The 15,524-nt window shown below is 58.4% G+C and carries 17 protein-coding genes; 2 read left to right on the forward strand and 15 right to left on the reverse strand.

The window, feature by feature from the left end; all coding sequences use genetic code 11:
- Positions 1-77 precede the first annotated feature (77 nt).
- The 7 genes from BN1125_RS18080 to BN1125_RS02000 all read right to left on the reverse strand — a co-directional run bounded on the left by BN1125_RS18080 (position 78) and on the right by BN1125_RS02000 (position 6,278).
- Positions 78-968, reverse strand: a complete 891-nt coding sequence (locus BN1125_RS18080) for a hypothetical protein (RefSeq protein WP_052446022.1) — start codon at positions 966-968, stop codon at positions 78-80.
- Positions 969-1,165: 197 nt separating this feature from the next.
- Positions 1,166-2,074, reverse strand: coding sequence for a nuclease-related domain-containing protein (locus BN1125_RS01975; protein WP_042010319.1), 909 nt, complete (start codon positions 2,072-2,074; stop codon positions 1,166-1,168).
- Positions 2,075-2,349: 275 nt separating this feature from the next.
- Positions 2,350-3,357 (reverse strand): Fic family protein, encoded by a 1,008-nt coding sequence (locus BN1125_RS01980; protein WP_042010322.1) that lies wholly within the window; start codon positions 3,355-3,357, stop codon positions 2,350-2,352.
- A 465-nt stretch (positions 3,358-3,822) separates the two neighbouring features.
- Positions 3,823-3,999 carry a DUF3606 domain-containing protein gene (locus tag BN1125_RS18290; protein ID WP_084202227.1) on the reverse strand — a complete coding sequence of 59 codons (177 nt, stop codon included), beginning with the start codon at positions 3,997-3,999 and terminating at the stop codon, positions 3,823-3,825.
- Positions 4,000-4,247: 248 nt separating this feature from the next.
- Positions 4,248-4,979, reverse strand: coding sequence for a UDP-2,3-diacylglucosamine diphosphatase (gene lpxH / locus BN1125_RS01990; protein WP_042010326.1), 732 nt, complete (start codon positions 4,977-4,979; stop codon positions 4,248-4,250).
- Positions 4,976-5,791 carry a DUF4269 domain-containing protein gene (locus BN1125_RS01995; RefSeq protein WP_042010328.1) on the reverse strand — a complete coding sequence of 272 codons (816 nt, stop codon included), beginning with the start codon at positions 5,789-5,791 and terminating at the stop codon, positions 4,976-4,978. Before BN1125_RS01995 ends, lpxH begins: the two co-directional genes overlap by 4 nt.
- Positions 5,781-6,278, reverse strand: a complete 498-nt coding sequence (locus tag BN1125_RS02000; RefSeq protein ID WP_042010331.1) for a peptidylprolyl isomerase — start codon at positions 6,276-6,278, stop codon at positions 5,781-5,783. Before BN1125_RS02000 ends, BN1125_RS01995 begins: the two co-directional genes overlap by 11 nt.
- A 236-nt stretch (positions 6,279-6,514) precedes the next feature.
- On the opposite strand from BN1125_RS02000, the gene cysS reads away from it, so the two are divergent.
- Both cysS and BN1125_RS02010 read left to right on the forward strand, forming a co-directional pair.
- Positions 6,515-7,891: a cysteine--tRNA ligase gene (gene cysS, locus BN1125_RS02005; protein ID WP_042010332.1), complete on the forward strand. Its 1,377-nt coding sequence runs from the start codon at positions 6,515-6,517 to the stop codon at positions 7,889-7,891.
- Positions 7,892-8,250: 359 nt separating this feature from the next.
- Positions 8,251-8,595, forward strand: coding sequence for a hypothetical protein (locus tag BN1125_RS02010; protein WP_244268449.1), 345 nt, complete (start codon positions 8,251-8,253; stop codon positions 8,593-8,595).
- A 557-nt stretch (positions 8,596-9,152) separates the two neighbouring features.
- Here the strand turns inward: BN1125_RS02010 and BN1125_RS02015 are convergent.
- The 8 genes from BN1125_RS02015 to BN1125_RS02050 all read right to left on the reverse strand — a co-directional run bounded on the left by BN1125_RS02015 (position 9,153) and on the right by BN1125_RS02050 (position 15,503).
- Entirely contained in the window at positions 9,153-9,908 is a 756-nt protein-coding gene (locus BN1125_RS02015) for a substrate-binding periplasmic protein (protein WP_042010336.1), read from the reverse strand.
- 139 nt (positions 9,909-10,047) lie between these two features.
- Positions 10,048-10,794: a substrate-binding periplasmic protein gene (locus tag BN1125_RS02020; protein ID WP_042010337.1), complete on the reverse strand. Its 747-nt coding sequence runs from the start codon at positions 10,792-10,794 to the stop codon at positions 10,048-10,050.
- 130 nt (positions 10,795-10,924) lie between these two features.
- Entirely contained in the window at positions 10,925-11,671 is a 747-nt protein-coding gene (locus BN1125_RS02025; RefSeq protein WP_042010339.1) for a substrate-binding periplasmic protein, read from the reverse strand.
- Between the two features lie 71 nt (positions 11,672-11,742).
- Positions 11,743-12,261, reverse strand: a complete 519-nt coding sequence (locus tag BN1125_RS02030) for a GDYXXLXY domain-containing protein (protein WP_042010341.1) — start codon at positions 12,259-12,261, stop codon at positions 11,743-11,745.
- Positions 12,258-13,262 carry a DUF4401 domain-containing protein gene (locus tag BN1125_RS02035; RefSeq protein ID WP_042010342.1) on the reverse strand — a complete coding sequence of 335 codons (1,005 nt, stop codon included), beginning with the start codon at positions 13,260-13,262 and terminating at the stop codon, positions 12,258-12,260. The genes BN1125_RS02030 and BN1125_RS02035 overlap by 4 nt, the downstream gene beginning before the upstream one ends.
- The gene (locus BN1125_RS02040) at positions 13,255-14,193 is read right to left on the reverse strand and encodes a DUF2157 domain-containing protein (protein ID WP_042010344.1); all 939 of its coding nucleotides are present in this window, start codon (positions 14,191-14,193) and stop codon (positions 13,255-13,257) included. The genes BN1125_RS02035 and BN1125_RS02040 overlap by 8 nt, the downstream gene beginning before the upstream one ends.
- A gap of 163 nt (positions 14,194-14,356) precedes the next feature.
- Entirely contained in the window at positions 14,357-14,914 is a 558-nt protein-coding gene (locus BN1125_RS02045; protein WP_005346773.1) for a TMEM165/GDT1 family protein, read from the reverse strand.
- A gap of 259 nt (positions 14,915-15,173) precedes the next feature.
- Positions 15,174-15,503, reverse strand: a complete 330-nt coding sequence (locus BN1125_RS02050; RefSeq protein ID WP_042010347.1) for a translation initiation factor — start codon at positions 15,501-15,503, stop codon at positions 15,174-15,176.
- Between the last annotated feature and the right edge of the window lie 21 nt (positions 15,504-15,524).

The raw sequence follows: 15,524 nt of genomic DNA on the forward strand, positions 1-15,524 counted from the left end.
ATGGCGGGCTGCCCCCAAACGAATCCGAGAGGATGTTCTGGGCGGCACACAAAACCGTGGCCAATTTTTCTTGACCACTACACCATGAGCTGTTTGAGGTGATGTGATTCGACATATCCAGTGACACCATACTTATCCCTGAGTGCTTGGTTCTTCATCCGTGCGATGTACTTGGGGTCACTCTCACGCTGGATCCGCTCAGCCTCAAGTCGCACACTGCGGGCTTTCTGCTCGGCTTTAAAACGTTCTTCATCTGCGGCCTTCTGAGCGGCGATCTCGCGTTGTTTCTGTTGCGCAAGCTCGTTTCGTTGCTCCTGTTCCGCTTTCCCTTTTTGGTCGAACTGCTCTTGGGAGAGTTCGCCGGTCAAGAAGCACAGCAAGGCATTCAACCCCCTGTTCAAGAGAAATTGTCTGTTTGCTGCTGATATCGTCGCGCCTTGTCCGGCAGCGACAAGGAGGCTGTACAACCTGGCTCCGCCCGTGATCGCACTGGTGATATCATCCACCCAGAATTGTCTGGCCAGTTCATGCGGGGGGAGGGACACAGAATTCTGGCCATCGGCCAGACCATTTTTGATCCGAAATTGCTGCAGGTAATCCCAAGTGGGATTTTGACTGGTCTTCTCTATATTAGCTTTGTCGTCTCGCGGAGCAGCCAAGGGCTTTGTGATTGAGGGTTGGTAGCGATGCACAATCTTTCGTCCCTTATAGTAAAGAGATTTAGAACGGCGCTGCTCCTGTTCTACCGCAGATTGGCGTCTGAACTCAGGGAGAGTCATATCGCCGTTGATAAAGCCTCTCAAGGCGTTGAGATCGTAGCTGGCTAGAATGTCGTAGCGGGGCGAAGTCAGAGGCTCATTCCTGAATATGGCTACGAGCAAACTATGGAGGTTATCGCCTATCGATAGGGCAGCAGGAATGTCATCGACACCGTAATAAGTTGCGAGATCCATAGGCGAGATAGACATCGAGCACACTCCTTGTGCAAAAAAAGAATTAGTACAATAGCGCCGCTGGCTTTTTACCTGCAATGGGTGACTTCAATTTCATCGCTGCGAATCCCCCAGTATTCCTCTATACCCCAAGAGCTTCAAACTGAGGGGTATTCAAGGGTGGAGGGATAAGTTTGCTGACTGATGGCGTATCAGTTGGCAATCAAGCCCTGTTAGCCTGCCTTGGCGACGTCCCGTACTTTTTGCTCTACTTGGTGTGCGATGGCCTGAATCTGAGCCAGTTCTAGTGAGCCTGCCCTAAATTGGGGGAGTTGCTTGGGGAGTGCAGCGGAACTGACGATGTAGGGGAAGGTGATCTTCTGGCGTAAATCCACAAACCAGCCAGGCAGAACCAGAACGCCACCTACCGGGACTTCGGTCCCAGTTGCACTGTTGAGCCAGTTACGCACTGTGGTGACGTTACGGCGGACCTGTTCGAGCGGCGCTTTTTCAACATGGTTTGGGAAGTGAAGCGCATCATTTTCGACCCGCACCTTGAATTGTTTTTCTCCATTGTTGATGGGTTTGGATCGGCCTTTAGTCTCGATGACAAAGACCCCGTTAGGGCAGATGATCAAATGGTCGATATTGAATCCATCAAACGGGATATCGTGGTAAACCCGATAGGGGTGCTGTGGGGGCCTAACGATTTGGTCCAACTCCTGACCAACTGCCAGTTCACAGGAATAACCCAGCTTGAGGTGCTGAACCTTGTTGGCCATTTTGTAAGTTTTGGTTGTGCCATAGATAAAGATACCCAGCATCACGATCCCGGAAATCAGCATCACAGTCGTGCTCATAGCCCTCTTATCGATATAGCTCTGTAACAAGAGGTAGAACCCGATCATCATCAGGGTCAATGGCGTGAATAGCATTTGGGAAAAGAGATCTATTTGTAGGTCTTGGATTTGCTGTTGCAGGGTGTGACCCGCTGGCCTGAGCAGGTCGGCGGTCAACGGGCTGACCCTATGTGAGCGAAGCCTTTTTCTTATTAACAAGATGATCCCGACAGATAAGAAAATCGGGCCCAAGAACAAGCCAGAAGTTGCCAGAATAGATACCGCGAGCGACGAGAATTCCATTTCATGCGTCTTTTGGGGATGTGGTGCGGACAGGTTAGCTGACCTGTAAGAGTCTATCCATAAGAATGTGGAGCAAGTAACACAGTAGTTTCTATCCCCAATGGAGATCTTACACCTTATGGTGTTAGTGAGACACAACAGAGAGTTACAGCACCCCCTTTGTGCGCAAATGGGGTTCGTTGCGCTTGGGTTTACTTGGCTGGTTGTATGTTTACTGATGCGACCCGGAAGCTGGGCGGCTGTAGTAACACACTCGGTGGCCTTAGCAAGCTGTCCTATGACAACACTTCCCAATGCCCACCCTTGCGCGGACCAACAAAGCGTAATCGTCCCGCCTTAACCAACGCCGCCGCCGCTCGCTCCACCGTACTGGTCGATCTGCCTACCCGCTCGGCTACTTGTTTAAGGGTCAAGGTCGGCTCAGCCACCAAGATAGCCAACACCGCGTCCGGCGTTTTTACCCGCATTTCTACCGGCGTTTCTACCCGCGTTTTTTCCAACCGTGTGAACTGTGATGCCGGTTGCGCGGCAATCGCCTCGGTCAACGCATCTCGCAGCGCCTCTAGCAGAAACAGAATAAAATCGGTGCAGTCACTCAGCCTGTCGGCCTGACTTAATTGGTGGTAGTAGTGCTCTTGGCGCTCTTTGATGATCGCTTCCACCGGCAGGAAGGCCAACACTGGTTGCCAACTGCTCAGGATCACCGTTTGCCACAAGCGTCCGATACGGCCATTTCCATCGGAAAAGGGGTGGATAAACTCCAACTCGTAGTGCAAGGCACAAGAGGCAATCAAGGGATGGGCTTCTGTTTCTGCCAACCATTGCATCAGTTGTTCCATCAGGCGTGGAACCTGAGTCGCGGGGGGAGCCATATGCACTAATTGCTCACCCCGATAGATGCCGACCCCACTGCTACGCCATTGTCCTGCATCGTCGCATAATCCGTGCATCAAGCGTCCATGGGCCCTGAGCAAATCCTCAGAAGAGGTAGGTGCCCAAGTCGACATTGCTTCATAAGCGGCAAACGCATTGCGCACCTCCTGGATCTCACGGGGCAGACCCAACACAGGTTTGCCGTCGATCACTGCCGTGACTTGATCCAGGCTCAGGGTGTTGTGCTCGATAGCCAGGGATGCCTGGATGGTGCGGATCCGGTTTTCCCGGCGCAGCATGGGCACTTGCGAGCTCTGCGTCGAGCGCCATTGCCCCACCAATTCTGCGATCTCCGCCACCCGGCTCAACATGGCGTGGGTCAGGGTGAAGGGAGGGGAATAGGCTGCCATGGGGGACTCCGACTGAAACGATTGCAAATGCGAAGGCTCAGAGATTATCAGATCGGGGGCAAGACCAACACGGCGGCGTATCTTTGCGAATTCTGTGATAAGCGGTATGCGATGTTCTATGACAGGGTGCGATTTGTTGCGAACTTGCGGTGTTACTCGCTCCATCTACTTGCTATTACATGTTATAAGATTCAAACGGAGCTGCTCGATTTAAAATCCCTCGACGTTCGCGTCGTGCCGGTTCGATTCCGGCCTCGACACCAGTTATGGAATGAATAAATCAAAGAGTTACGAAAGGGCACTAGAAATAGTGGCCTTTTTTGTTTTTCCGAAATGTGGTGATTTCAAACAACAACCTGTTTCGCCAGCGTACTGGGCGCTTTGTCGGAAATAGATGTTGTTAAATAAATGACAGAAAGAGAAAAGCCCCGCGAGCGGGGCCTGGTCTGTGACGGGGAGGCGCCCTCACTTCTTGAGGTGTTTTCTGATCGCCTTGCCTGAGGTGCCGACTGCTTTGACCGCCCGTTTCAGTTGGACTTCGGTGCACTCGAACATTTTGATCCACTGCTTCATCTCATAGGGATCGTTGACATTGATCTTCTTGGCATCGAACGGGTGAGCGATCGCATTGCTGTCAGGCATACAAACCTCAACTTGTTGAAATAGCTGGCGAGAAAGACGTTTCTGCCTGAGCGCCATCATCCTCTCAATTGGCAAGGGGCAAGGTGACGGGGTTCACACAACCTTGTGTCCTGATGCACGCCAGCAGGTTTGCATTGCTGATCTGTGAGCAACCACCACTTATTCGTTCGCGCCTGATGGGCTGTGACCCGGGTGGCGCGAACGATGGGGGGCTGAGCGCTTGGTGGGTCAACAGAACTGGCGGGCTATCAAGCCTCTGCCAGCGCCCGTATTTCCAGCCGCTGCTCGCCGGGGCGGCAGACCAGCACCGAGCCTTGCTCGAACCAGTCTCCCAGCACGATGCGGCGGGCGGGCTGGCCATCAAGGGTGAAGTCGTGGATGGCGGGTCTGTGGGTGTGGCCGTGGATCATCATCCGGCAGTCGTGGGCGCGCAGGGTGTCGTCCACCGCCGCTGGCGTCACATCCATGATGATCTGGCTCTTGTGGGCATTTTCCATCTGGCTTTGGCCGCGCATCTTGCAGGCGATGGCCTGACGGCGGGCGAGCGGCAGCCGCAAAAAGAGCCAGCGCAGCCATTTAAGCTGGGTGATGCGGCGAAACTTCTGATACCCCTCATCCAGGGTACAGAGCAGATCGCCATGGCTCAGCACTACCCGTTCCCCATAGAGGTCGATCACGCAAGGATCTCCCAGCAGGGTCATGCCCGCGCGCTTGGCAAACTGCTGGCCCAGCAGAAAGTCGCGGTTGCCGTGGATAAAGTAGATGGGCATGTTCTGCTGGCTCAGGGCCAAGAAGGCATCGGCCATCTGCTGATGGAGCTGATTGGGGTCATCATCGCCAATCCAGAATTCGAAGAGATCCCCCAGCACATAGAGGGCATCGGCGCCGGGGGCGTCGTGCTCGAGAAAGCGCACCAGTGCCGCGGTCATATCGGGCCGCTGGGCAGAGAGGTGAATGTCACTGATAAAGAGGGTGCTCATGATGTGGGGGTCGGGCTCGCGGTCGAAACAGGGCAAACAGGGGTGGCAGAGATAGTAGAAACAACAGGGGACGAATATTGCGCTGCGGGCGCCATCGCCGCCGCGTCAGTGGATGTATGAATATCGTCACGGGATGGGGGTTGCCATGACAGCTCGGCCAGATTGCGCCCCTCCTGCGTCAGCAGGGCGGTATAAGGATCGCCTGCCAGCCCCAGCAACCGGCACATGGCCGCTTCCCCTTTCAATCCCTCTTCAAGGCGCAGGCGCAGCACTTCGTGATAGAAGGCATCGCCAAAGCGCTCGAGCAGGGCCGCCATCAGGGTGAGGTGGCGCCAGCCGTTCAGCGTCTCGATGGGAGCTGGGGTGACATAGAGCTCCAGCGGCCAGCTGGCCTCGCTCTTATCGCAACCGCTGTCGGCACTCTTCTGCTCGAGACAGGAAAAGGTGCGCTCCAGCAGCCAGATATTGTCGCCCTTGTCGCTCGCCTGCCAGCGCTCTTTGTTAGGGAGTGCCGCAAGCATTGCGGCAAACACCGCCGGATCGGGATGCTGGCAGAGAATATCGAGATCGCTGCCCGGCCGATCCAGCCCGATGGCCAGCGTGCTCACCAGCGCCATATCGACGCACTGCGCTGTAAGCTCGTCCCACACACCGGCCGTGAGCAGGGCGTGGGCCGAACGCTGGCGCGAATTGCCGTGAGCCAGATAGTCGAGGCGGCGCCAGTTTGGGCTAGCGCTGGGGGAGGCAGATGGAAAAACTGCGGCCGGGGCCGCAGTTTCATCGGTGCCGAGTCGGCAGAGATCAGTCAGCAAGGGTCACCTTGGTGATCACTACATCTTCGGTCGGCACGTCTTGATGCATACGGCCGTAGTTACCGGTCTTGACGCCCTTGATATTGTTGACCACGTCCATACCGGCGGTCACTTCGCCGAACACGCAGTAGCCAAAGCCCTGGGTGGTGGCAGATTTGAAGTCGAGGAAGTCGTTGTTGTTCACGTTGATGAAGAACTGGGCGCTGGCAGAGTGCGGCTCCATGGTGCGGGCCATGGCGATGGTGCCGATCTTGTTGGAGAGACCGTTTGCCGCTTCGTTCTTGATGGAGGCACGGGTGTCTTTCTCTTCAAAGCCGGGGGCATAGCCGCCGCCCTGGATCATGAAGCCGTCGATAACGCGATGGAAAATAGTGTTGTCGTAGTGACCGTCACGGCAGTATTGCAGGAAGTTGGCTACGGTTTCCGGGGCTTTTTCAGCATTCAGGGTGAGGGTGATGTCGCCGTGATTGGTGTGCAGAGTGACCATGATATGTCCTTTCATTTGATGCGGGCGACGAAGTGCCCGCAGGTGTATGGCATAAAGTGGTGGCAATTCTAGCCCATCAAGGGGCTGGGGCATAGTGTTGCAGAAAGTGCTGCAAAGCCCGTATCAATGGCCAGAACATAGGCGGCAGGCGGGGTTGGCCCTCTTTTCTGCCTCGTTTTCTGCCCCTGAACGGGGTATTATGACTGACCATTTTACTCACAGGCAGTGGTTATAAGATGCTGAAGATATACAACACACTCACTCGTCAAAAAGAAGAATTCAAACCTATCCACCCGGGCAAGGTGGGCATGTATGTGTGTGGCGTCACCATCTACGATCACTGTCATATCGGCCATGGCCGCACCTTCGTCGCCTTTGATGTGGTCGCGCGCTACCTGCGTTACGCCGGTTACGACCTTACCTACGTGCGCAACATCACCGACGTGGATGACAAGATCATCAAGCGCGCAGCTGAAACCCGCGTCACCTGTGACGATCTCACCGAGCGGCTGATCGGCGACATGCACGCCGACTTCGACGCCCTCGGCATGGTGCGCCCGGATATCGAACCGCGTGCCACCCAGCACATCGAAGAGATCATTGAACTGGTGGAGAGCCTGCTGGCCAAGGATCACGCCTACGTGGCGGATAACGGCGACGTGATGTTTATCGTCGAATCCTATGCCGACTACGGCAAGCTCTCCGGTCAGGATCTGGAGCAGCTGCAAGCCGGTGCCCGTGTTGACGTGGTCGATGCCAAGCGCAACCCGCTCGACTTCGTGCTGTGGAAGATGTCCAAGCCCGGCGAGCCGACCTGGGAAAGCCCCTGGGGCCCGGGTCGTCCTGGCTGGCACATCGAGTGCTCCGCCATGAACTCCAAGCACCTTGGCAACCACTTCGACATCCACGGCGGCGGCTCCGATCTGCAGTTCCCCCACCACGAGAACGAGATTGCCCAGTCCTGCTGCGCCCACGGTGGCGACTACGTCAACACCTGGATGCACAGCGGCATGGTGATGGTGGATAAAGAGAAGATGTCCAAATCCCTTGGCAACTTCTTCACCATCCGCGATGTGCTGGCCCACTACGACGCCGAAACCGTCCGTTACTTCCTGATGTCTGGCCACTACCGCAGCCAGCTCAACTACTCGGAAGATAACCTGAAGCAAGCCCGCGCTGCGCTGGAGCGGATGTATACCGCCCTGCGCGATCTGCCGGTAGCCGCTGCTGCCGGTGGTGACGAGCAGGTGGCTCGCTTCGTTGATGCGATGGACGACGACTTCAACACCCCGGAAGCCTACTCCGCCCTGTTCGATCTGGTGCGCGAGATCAACCGCCAGAAGGGTGAAGACATGGCCGTCGCCGCCGCGCTGGGCGCCCGTCTGCGCGAGCTGGGCGCCGTGCTCGGCATCCTGCAGCAAGACCCCGAGGCTTTCTTGAAGGGTGACGAAGCGGACGAAGAGGTTGCCGAAATCGAGCGCCTGATCGCCGAGCGCAATCAGGCCCGTGCCGACAAAAACTGGGCCGCGGCGGATGCTGCCCGCAACCGTCTCACCGAGATGGGCATAGTGCTGGAAGACAGCGCCGGCAAGACCAGCTGGCGCCGTGCCTAAGGCCGGTTGGCCTTGTTGGCGTCTGGTGCCAACAGGTTGAGCCAATAAAAAAACCGCAGCCCTTGGGCTGCGGTTTTTTTGTGGTCTGCCGGAGGGCTGACACCTTCCCTCTCTCCTGATTGGCATGGCGAAGCCATGCCATTTAGGCTGGCGATATTCCACCATGCAAAGACGTTACCGACCCCCTCACCCTAGCCCTCTCCCGCAGGGGGAGGGGATGGTTACCGCGGACGATTACGCTTCGCTAATCGACCCTACACGCATATTGCACCCTACGTGCATATTGTCCCCAACATCTCGCCCGAATGGGAGGGCGCGACCCTCCGGTTGCTTGGTGTCCCACCCCCCTGGATGCTAGGATGCCCAACCGTTTTCTTATCCAACCCTTATCAGTTATGGCAAACCGGCTCGTCGACAGTAAAAACAGCATCACTCGGGCAGGGCGCTGGCTTGCAACGCGCGGGGCCGCGCTCTTTGCCGAGCTCTCGGAGTTTCAGCAGCGCATCTGGGTGGTCAGCATCGTGAACGACACCTACACGGATACCTTTATCGTCAATGAAGGCAGCTTCGAGGAGCCCATGCAGTGGATGCGGCGCAAGCAGTACAACGCCGATATGTTGCAGCGGGTCGATGCCATGCAGCGATCCCAGGTGATCCAGTTCGAGTTGGGTGACACCCGCCATCGCCTGATGCGGGTCAAATAACCCTGAGCATGCCCGGTGGCGACGGGCGTTGAGCCAAACGGCATCGCCATCCGGCCAGTGGCCCGTCCCCCAGGGTGCAATGAACGAAGTGAAGTCCGCCTCTATTAGACATGGGTTGGATTGCGGAGCAACAGGCTTTGCCGATGACGCCATGTGCCTCACCCGCATGGGGAGAGGGGAGGGTTACCGCGGACGATTACGCTTCGCTAATCGACCCTACGCTAAAGTCGCTACCGCCCCTGACTCTCGCTACCAGATTGCGCCGTTGACCATTGATCTCGGAAAAGGGGTCAACAGACGCCCATCGCCATATTACGGAGCCAGAGTGGTCTTATCTATGGTTTTGATGAGCTAACTATCAGAAAAGAGTGATTTTTTGCGCTGGCACAAACTTTTATTAATTGGCGATTAGTTGTTGGTTGCCGGGCTTGGTCGTGGCAGGGCGGTGGGGTGATGCCGCGAGAGGAGTGCAAACGGTAAAAAGAGGGGAGTGCAAACGGTAAAAAGCGAAGGGGCCCGCGGTGGCCCCCTTGTTGTTGGCGCTCGATGCGGCGCCGCTATTTGGCGGCGGGGGTAGGAAAGTATTTGCTGTGCAGCAGCGGGTATTCGCTGCTCGCCAGCACCTGGGTCAAGCCGGTCTGGAACTCTTTGACCAGCTCGTCGCTCACCGGATGGCTGAAGGCGAAGCAGAACTGCTCCGAGCTCAGCACCCACTGCTCCTTGAAACGGGCGGGATCGAGTTTTTGTTCGACGATCAGCTGCGCTATGGTGGTCTTGTTGGTGGAGATCAGATCAACCTGGCCGGTGGTGAGCATCTTCAGCGCCTGAGCCAGCTGGTTGGCGGCCATCAGCCTGGTCTCGTCAAAGCCGTTGTTGAGCAGCAGCTGCTCCCCAACATCCGCCCGCACCGCCCCGATATTGAACGCCTTGGCATCGTCGAGTCGGGTGATGGTGATATTGCGCTCGGCCAGCCCCACCAGCACGATTTCGGCATAGCCGATGGGGCAGGCCCACTTGAACAGGGGATCCCGCGCCTGGGTGCGGGCGGTGGAGAAGAGCACCGCATTGGGCTTTTGGGTCAGCAGGTAGTAACCGCGGGCCCAGGGCATGAGGGTGATGGGTTGCGGCGGGGTGTTGGTCTTTTGCCACACCAGTTGCAGTAGTTCGACCGCAATGCCGCTCGGGGTGCCATTGGCATCGGCGTAGTTGTAGGGTTTGTACTCTTCGGTGATGTAGTGCAGTTTGCCGAGTTCAGGACTCGCCTGTGCGAGGGTGGCCAGCAGCGCCCCGGCCAATCCAATCCATGGTTTCATTTTTGCCATCCTGATCAAGGGAATATCTGCTCAAGTGTGAGCAAGCTGGCCGATTTCGCCAAGGTGGCGGAGCATGTTTGGCAAAAAAGCGCAGGTGGCGGCCGCCATCCTGCGCCCTATGTCGGCGGCGATCAGGGCGTTAGCGCAGTGGCAGGTATTTGGCTTGCAGGGCCGAGAAATCCGCTGAGGCGACAACGTGGGTCAGCGCCTGCTGAAAGAGGGCGACCTCGCTGTCGGGCACCTGACGGCTGAAGGCGTAGCAGAGCGGTGTGGTATCCAGCACGAAGGCAATATGAAAGTCATCCGGTTTGAAGCCGAGCTGCTGCAGAGTTTGATAGCCCACCAGCTTGTTGGTCGCAAACAGATCGGCGCGGCCTGAGGTGAGCATTTTGGCCGCCTGGGTGAGGCGGTTGGCCAGCATCAGCTGGCGCTCATCGATACCGCGTTCGAGCAGCAACTGTTTGGATACGGTAGAGCGCACCACGCCCACCTTGTATCGGCTGATCTCGGCCACCGAGCCGAGGGTGATGTTATCCGCCTTGCGCCCCAGCAGCACAAACTCCGAGTGATCGATGGGGCAGGCCCACTTGAAGAGCGCCTCCCGCTGCGGGGTACGGGCGGTGGCAAACAGCACCACATTGGGTTTTTGTTGCAGCAGGTTATAGCCCCGGGCCCAGGGCATAATGCGGACGGGCTGGGGCGACACGCCGCGCGCTTTCCAGATAAGCTGCATCAGCTCCACCGACAACCCGGTTGGCATCCCTTGCTGGTCGCTGAAATTAAACGGGGGGGAGATTTCGCTGAGGTATTCGAGCTTGCCCGGATCGGCCTGCGCGAAGGTGGCCCACAAGAGCAGTAGCAGATGAGGTAAATGCCATGTTCGCACGGAAAATATTCTTTGCAATCAACCATGTAGCCCAGTTTGACTGCTTTCGGCGGGAATAGCTAGCCACCTCTATTGCATCTTTCATCAATAAAATGGGCAGCCTTATGCTGCCCATCGGGTGAGTGAGCGCTCAGCGCACCGGCAGGTATTTGGCCTGCAATTTGCGAAACTCCTCCGAGGCGAGGGCGCGGGTCAGGCCCTGCTGAAAGAGGGTGATCTCGCTGTCGGGCACCTGTCGGCTGAAGGCGTAACAGAGCTGCTCGGCGCTCAGCACCATGGCCACATTGAAGTCGTCGCTGCTCAGCTTCAGTTTGCGGATGGCGTCATATCCCGCCAGCTTGCTGGTGGCGAGCAGGTCGGCGCGGCCGGAGAGCAACATCTTTAACCCCTGCGACAGGCGGTTGGCCGGGATGATGTTGTTGTCATCCATGCCGTTGTTGAGCAGCAACTGCTCGGAGGCGTCCGAGCGCACCGCGCTGATCTTGTACTGGCTCATCTGATCGAAGGCGGTCAGGGTGATGTTCTGCGCTTTGCGGCCGAGCAGTATGTACTCCGAGTAGCCGATGGGACAGACCCACTTGAAGAGAGCCTCCCGCGCCTGGGTGCGGGCGGTGGCAAAGAGCACCACGTTGGGCTTTTGGGTTAGCAAGTAATAACCTCGCGCCCATGGCAGGATGCGCACCGGCTGGGGCGCTACACCGCTGTGTTGCCAGATCATCTGCAGCAGATCGACTGCAAGGCCGGTGGGCTGGCCTTGCGGATCGCTGAAGTTGTAGGGAGGGTACTCTTCGGTGAGGTACTCGAGCTTGCCCAGATCCGCTCGGGCCGTCGAGGCCCAGCAGAGCAGCAAGAGATGACAGATCAGCCATATCCTCATTGGGAACATCCTTAGCGATCAACCTTCTCTTGAGTGTGACCATGAACAGAGTAAATAGCCACTCACTGTCGTTACCAGCGGGCGCGGATCTGCCCGATGGGCTGGTAGGCCTCGTCCCGCAGCCCCACCAGCAGGGTCTTGCCATCCGCTTGCAGCCGGAATTCGCCGTAGCGGGCCGCTTCGTACTGCTCCCCCGTCCCCTCTTCAAAGAAGTAGGCATCGGGGCCGATCTGCCACTGCCGCTCGCTCTGGTATACCAGCAATAGCCGCTCATCGCTGGCGAGCCGATCCGGTTTGCCATCGACCACCAGACTGGCCACCTGATGGGCATCGAGGCGGATCACCAGGGTGTCGCTGCCCTTGTCTTGAGTCGCACGGGCGTCGTGGCTGGCCAGCTCGCGGGCAATTTCATAGTTGAGCCGCATGTAATCCCCCTGCATCAGAGAGCGGGGATCGACCGGGGCGAGCCGCAGCAGCACCACTTCACCGCTGCTCATGGCGCGCTCATAGCGCCAGACGGTGGCATTGATGCCCGCCACGATGGCGAGGCCGCTCAGCAACAGGGCGAGCTGTCGGGTGACGGGTTTCATGAGTCGCTCCTTGCCGCGAAGGTAGTGAGCAGCTGGCGGGCACCCAGCAGCAGGATGCCGGAGCCCAGCAGCAGCCAGGATTTGGTCATCAGGGTGAGCCCCAGATCGTAGTAATAGAGCGAGCCATAGCCGAGCAACAGCAAGGCCGAGAGGGTCATCAGCCCCAGACTGCCGGCATGGAAGCCGAGGATCAGCACCAGTGCGCCTGCCCCCATGCCGGGGATGATGGCACTGATCAGCACCATTGGTAGGCCAAACAGCAGGGGGAGCTTGAGTTTCACCATCACCGCCAGCAGCAGGGCGGCGCACAGCAGCGGATTGAGCCAGAGCGGCAGGCGAGAAATCCCCAGCTCGTCCAGCACGCTGCTGCCACCGTCCCACAACGGGTGGTGCAGACGGCCCAGCACCAGCAGCGAGAGGGCCAGCCCCAGCGTGAGGGAGTGGTAGAGCGGGTGGCGCTGTGGATCCCTATCTGCCCGCAGCCAGCAGAAGGTGATGGCCGCCATCACCAGCGGCAGGGCCAGCAGTTGCAGCCCGAGGCAGGCGAGGCCAAGGGTGAGCAGCAGGGCCGCCGCCACGCTGTGAAACAGCCTTACCAACCAGTGATCGAACAGCACGGCGATGGCGAACGACAGCAGGCAGAGGCCAAACCAGAGCAGGGCGTGATGGAGATCCTGCTGATCGAGCAGGCCATAGAGCAGCCAGGCATCGGCCGCCAGAGTAAGGGCCAGCACGAACTGATCCCAGAGATCGCCGCTTTGGCTGCGATTGAGGGCGTAGGCGCCCGCCAGCAACACGGCCCCCAGCAGCAGGGCGCTGTTGGCCTCGCGGGTCAGCTGCTCGAAGGTCATAAAGAGAAAAAAGAGCAGGAACAGGGCGGCAATCCAGCCCACCAGCCCCAGCATAAAACGGCTCGACCAGTGGGGTTGGGTGTCACGGGGCATCTCCCCCTCCACCAGATTGGCCTGTTGCAGCGCTTGCCAAAGGGTCAGATCACTCATGAGACCTCCGTTGTTGTTGCAGCCAGCGGGCAGCGGTGACAGAAAGGCCGATGGCGATCAGGCTCAGCAGCAAGAAGCCGTTGATGTCGGGCTCCATCCACTTGCCCAGCGCCGCGAGGATGACGGCAATCAGGCTGAGGCACCCCATGGCGAGTCCGGCGATAAATCTGTGATGCCAGAGGGCATAGGCCGCGGCGAGCCAGCCAAACCAGAGTGGCCACACCAGCGCGGAAGCGGCATCAAACAGCGCCAGCAGGGTGAGCAGGGTGACCCCCAGACCGGCAGCCAGGCCCGCCAGCCAGCTTGGCATCAGGCGCCAGCGGGCCGGTGCCAGCAGAAGCAGACCCCAGAGGGCGGCGTTAAGCAGGGTAAGGCACCAGCCCAATCCCTCTTCATCGAAGGTAAAGAAAAACGTGAACAAACCGAGCAGCCAGTAGAGCACCAGCGCCAGCTGGCCGAGCAGCCAGCTTAAGGTCCAGAGCAGGGGGCTTTGGCCAAATACCGCCAGTGGCACCAGCATCAGCGCCCAGGTAGCGAACAGCTGCCAGGGATCGGCGCCGGTCTGGTAGGTCTGGCCCACCAGTGCCAGCAGGGCGCCGATATTGAGAGCGACAGCAAGCAGCAGCGCCTGACGGGGGGAATCCCCCAGCGGTTTGCGCCATAGCAGAAGCAGCATGGCGAGCAGCGGTGCCTCCAGCAGGGCGAGGCGGGAGACCCGGCCCAGCTCCTGCCAGTTGAAGGCGACGAAGAAGATGAGGCCAGCCCCGATACAGAGGGCGCCGAGCCAGAGCAGCAGCCGGTCAAACAGCCACTGCCAGCGCGCCGGAGAGGGGGGAAGATCGGCAAGGGTCAGGGCGTCCGCCAGCTTTTCTGGCGCCAGCCGTCCTTGTTTGACCCATTCGAGAAGCGTCTCTCTTGATACGTTGTGCATGGGGGACTCCACGAGGTTTGCCCCATTATGGCATGAGGCTCCCGCAACCGTGCACTGCCCCTTGGCTCTGTGGCTGGTGGTTGCGACAGCGGATTACGTAACAAACAAAGCAGCAAACAAAAAAGCCCTCCGAGGTGGAGGGCTTGGTCAGCGGAAAAGGCGATCAGGCAAAGATCAGGGTGCTCACCCCGAGGCCGACGAAGAGGATGGCACAGGCGATGCGGATCCCCTTGAGCGGCAGCTTGTCTGCCCCCAGCTTGCCGATCAGCACCACAGGCACGTTGGCCAGCATCATGCCGAGGGTGGTACCGGTAATGACCTGCACCAGAGAGTCATACTTGGCGGCCAGCAATACGGTGGCGATCTGGGTCTTGTCGCCAATCTCGGCAATAAAGAAGAGCACGAAGGTGGCCATAAAAGGGCCGTATTTATCCAGCGGGCTCTCTTCGTCATCCATCTTGTCCGGCACCAAAATCCAGATAGCCATGGCGATAAAGGCGATGGCGACCAGCCAGGTCATTATCTTGGGATCGAGCCAGCGGCTGATGAACTCACCAATCCAGGCGGCGCCCGCATGGTTGAGCAGGGTAGCCGCCAGCATGCCGGCGATGATGGGCCAGGGCTTGCGAAAACGGCAGATGAGCAGCAACGCCAACAGCTGGGTTTTATCGCCGATTTCGGCAATGGCGACGCTGAGGGTTGAGGTTAACAAGGCTTCCATAAAAATGACCGGGGGACGGAATTGTTATAAACCAAAGACAAGCCTGCGCCATCCGTCCCCGGTATTGGCACTGGCCCGTCAAAGGTCTTGTCAAATCCATGACTGGCATGGATCACCCTGACCATGGTGAGTTGGCACCAAGTATGTTGATCAGGGTCACAGCGCGGTATTCATACAATGGATGGAACCGGCGTGCGAGACTACTCCCCCTCGATGGGAGCGGGCATTCTAGGGAAAAACCGCATGAGTGACAAGGGGATCAGCCACCGACCAGCTTGACGCTGAAGCCGGCTTTCTCCAGCTCGGTTTTGATCAGGTCCCGTTTATCCCCCTGGATCTCGATGATCCCCTCTTTGAGCCCCCCCCCGGTGCCGCACTTTTTCTTGAGCAAGGTGGCCAGGGATTTTTGCTGATCGGCGGGTACGCCATGAATGGTGATCACCCCGGCACCCTTGCGCCCCTTGGTCTCGCGGCGAATACGGACAGTGCCATCGGCAGGGAAGGGGGAGGCGGATTGGGGAGCGCTCTGCTCCTTGATCATGCCGCCATCTGTGCTGTAAACGAGGCGGCTGTTGTTGTCGTGACTCATGGCAATACTTTATCGGTTAGC

This window comes from Aeromonas fluvialis, assembly GCF_000819885.1.
Classification (GTDB): domain Bacteria; phylum Pseudomonadota; class Gammaproteobacteria; order Enterobacterales; family Aeromonadaceae; genus Aeromonas; species Aeromonas fluvialis.